Annotated in this window: 3 protein-coding genes; all 3 read left to right on the top strand. The window is 42.5% G+C overall.

Going from position 1 to position 3,446, the window contains the following annotated elements:
* Positions 1-65 precede the first annotated feature (65 nt).
* A protein-coding gene (locus W293_RS0102980) for an IS3 family transposase (RefSeq protein ID WP_156915624.1) occupies positions 66-1,231 on the top strand; the annotation gives its coding sequence in 2 pieces (ribosomal slippage) (positions 66-324 and positions 324-1,231; 1,167 coding nt in all).
* Positions 1,232-1,636: 405 nt separating this feature from the next.
* Positions 1,637-2,581, top strand: coding sequence for a hypothetical protein (locus tag W293_RS0102990; protein WP_156916411.1), 945 nt, complete (start codon positions 1,637-1,639; stop codon positions 2,579-2,581).
* Between the two features lie 50 nt (positions 2,582-2,631).
* On the top strand, positions 2,632-3,446 hold an 815-nt coding region (locus tag W293_RS0102995; RefSeq protein ID WP_025651035.1), incomplete at its 3' end, for a hypothetical protein.

Here is a 3,446-nt window from a genome sequence, read left to right on the forward strand (position 1 = left end):
TGAGCTATGCTGAAGAAACCGTACAACTAAACTTGGTAAACTAAGCGTATTCACAGGAGTTTACCATGACCAAGAAAATCAGAACTTACAGCACAGAATTTAAAGCAGAAGCCGTTAAGAAGATAGCAAACAATAATGGCAATATCTCAGCGACCGCAAAGCAGCTTGGCATCGCCATGCAGACCTTATCTAATTGGCATAACAAAGCCAACCAAGGCAAGCTTGTAGGAACAGAGCAGTACGATCCACAGCTCATAGCCGTGATTGAAGAGAACAAGCGCCTCAAACGACAGCTTAAAGTAGCCGAAGAGGAACGAGAGATATTAAAAAAGGCGACGGCGTACTTTGCAAAGCACAGCTAGTCAGGTACGCCTTTATCAAAGATAACCAGCACTTCTTTAGCATCACCACTATGTGCCGTGTGCTAAAGATTAAGCATTCAAGTTACTACGACTGGCTGAGTCGCGATATCAGCGAGCAGCAGATACATCGCAACCATTGCGAGCTACTCGTTAAAGCCGCTCACAGTGAAAGTAAAGAACGTTATGGTTATGAACGTTTGCATGCAACGCTCACCGAGCAAGGCCATGACATTAGCCTATACATGGTTAGAAGCATTAAAGAGGAACATGGCATCAAATGCCGTCGCCACAAGCGCTTTAAAGTCACTACCGACTCCAATCACAACAAGCTGATCTATCCAAACGTACTGGATCAGAAGTTTGATGCCAGTCGCCCTAACCAAGCGTGGGTCAGTGACATCACCTATATTTGGACACTTGAGGGTTGGCTGTATTTAGCAGGCGTTAAAGACTTATACACTAAAGAGCTTGTCGGTTACGCTATTAACAAGCGTATGACCGCAGATTTAGTATGCCGTGCACTCAACATAGCGATTAAGAACAAACGACCCAGTAAAGGGCTAGTCGTTCACTCTGATAGAGGCAGTCAGTACTGTAGTCATGCCTACCATAAGATCATCAAGCAGCATCAGCTTACAGGCTCAATGAGCGCTAAAGGTAACTGCTTTGATAACGCACCTATAGAGAGCTTCTGGGGCGTATTAAAGAATGAGTTAATATATCATCAGGACTATAAGACCAGATTTGCCGCCATTACCGATATCATTAGATATATCGAGTTGTACTACAACCAAACGAGAATTCAAAAGGGTTTAGGCTATAAATCGCCAAGACAGGTGTGGTTTGACTATTATCGTCAGGCTGCGTAACTAAAATCTCCCAAGTTTAACTGTACGGATTTGACGGCAGGGGTCATATCAAATCATCAGCTCTTGAGAGATTATTGCCTATAGTGACAAAAAAAGAGGCTGAAAAAGAATCGGAACCTCAGTTTATCATTGATACGCAGTTATTAAAGTTTGAACCGCAGAATATCAATAACGCAAAAGTGATTGTGACCTATACGCCCGATACCAGTCGCAATCCGCCATACCCTCTAAAAGACGTAAGCTATTTGGATAATAATAGCTACTAAAGAAAGGTTGCAAAAAAATAATGATTTACAATCCTCCTAACAATACCCATCCCATCGAAAAGCTACTAAGTAAACCTTGGGAAGGGAGCATACCTGCGTATCGAGAAAAAAAGCCAGCGTAGAGAAGCTGAGCCGTGATATGCATGAGGTAAACCCAGACTACCTACTGTTTCACCCCATTATTAACTCATATCAATTGGTTGGATTTTTGATGGCTTATTGCTTTAGTTGGTTGTTTGGGCAAGGTTTCTTTTTCTTTACAGTAGTAATATTTAGTTATATTTTTATCAAAGACTTTGAATACGCAGCGTTATTTTTAATAGCTATGCTTATTTTATTTCTAATAGTTTTTGGTTTTGGATCATATCTTATATTAAGACAGATTAAAAATAAAAAATCCTACTATAATAAAATCGTACTGTTAAAGCAGACCCAGCAAATTGCTTACTACGAGCACAATCGCAAGCAAGACCCTATCTTTCATCTAATTAATTACAAAGACATTGTTGCCTCAGTCAGACACAATAAGGGCGTCGAATTTGAGGCTCTAAATCTACATGTAATTGACCCCAAGACAAATCAAAGCATCCAAAACATCAATCTCGAAGACATGCAACTTAGCCCTTACGACCAATGGACGTTCATCCGCACATATATGGAGCGTCCCGCAGACGAGCTACCGCTTGACCCACGATATGCCCACGCGTGTCCAACAGATATCAGCACATCGCTACTCGCCTGTGCCGATATTGCTCAAGAGAAAAAAGACAAGGGTCTGACTGGACTACAACATGAAGTGACCTTTATGGGTTGGTTGCGCGCTTGTACCGTCAGTTACTTAGACTTGGCCGAAGGCAATATCTATCAATCGAGTGCCAATCCTGCCTTACATCCTGAAGTGCAAAGACGGCTCATGTGGGACGGTGAGCACAATCCGTATAACATCCTACCTGTCACAGAAGAGCGCAAGGCCGCCTTTAACAATCAAAACCGAAAAATGAAAATAAAATGGTACTCAGGCATTGCAATTAATGTCATATGGTTTGTCGGGTCGATATTGTATGTGATGCTGGTGATTGCCTAGATGAAAACTGATTAGCCAACGTCGATTAGACAGTACGAGACCAATAAAAAATGAATAACTACATCATCAGACCTCAAGCAATCTATTTATTAGAACGTTACAGTTCACCCGCCTACTTTAAAGAGATGCGTGATGCCTTTGCAACTATGCTAGAAGCCGCTGAATACGCGCTTGAGCTATTCGTCAATGATTTACCCTTTGATTATCGTACGCGTCCTATTAACAGACAACCTGATATCGTCTGGGGCGAGCGCGTATTGCCAAACCTACGTGATACTTTGGATAGTCTTAACGTCGGTTATCAAGAGCTGTTAAAAGGGGACTTAGCAGCAATAGGCTATGGCGGTAATGTAGAGAGTGACTTTCGGGCTATTAGTATGGATTACGATATCGACTGGATGCCAGAGCAGCAACAACTGGATTACGATAAATGGGAAACAGAGGCAAGCTTACGTGCCTTTAATCTAAAAATAACCAGTTATTTTGGTTGGCGTATTGGTGATTTAATAGAAAATTATAGTACTGAATCTCGAGGACCACTTAACCCACCCGAATCGTGGCCTGTTTATCGTCTCAACCCTAAATATAGCGTTGAGTTAGATGAGGTTGTTCCTGTTGCAGGTATTTATGTGCCTAGTAGAGAAGATGCCAGTGCTCAAGTATTATTAGATGGGATGTTAGCAAATGAAGCTTACGTCGGTTATGATCCAGAAACCATGCAAGCTGTCGGCATGGCGCCTGTCACATGGATGTTGGTTGAGCGTATCGCGGATAGTGGTGGTGGTAGCCATAATGTCGCACCAAAACGCTTACGCTGCGAGTCAGGTAAACCTTGTCCACAGACGGGATCATGGTGGTCACCATC

The organism is Psychrobacter sp. TB67 (genome assembly GCF_000511065.1).
Lineage (GTDB): Bacteria > Pseudomonadota > Gammaproteobacteria > Pseudomonadales > Moraxellaceae > Psychrobacter > Psychrobacter okhotskensis.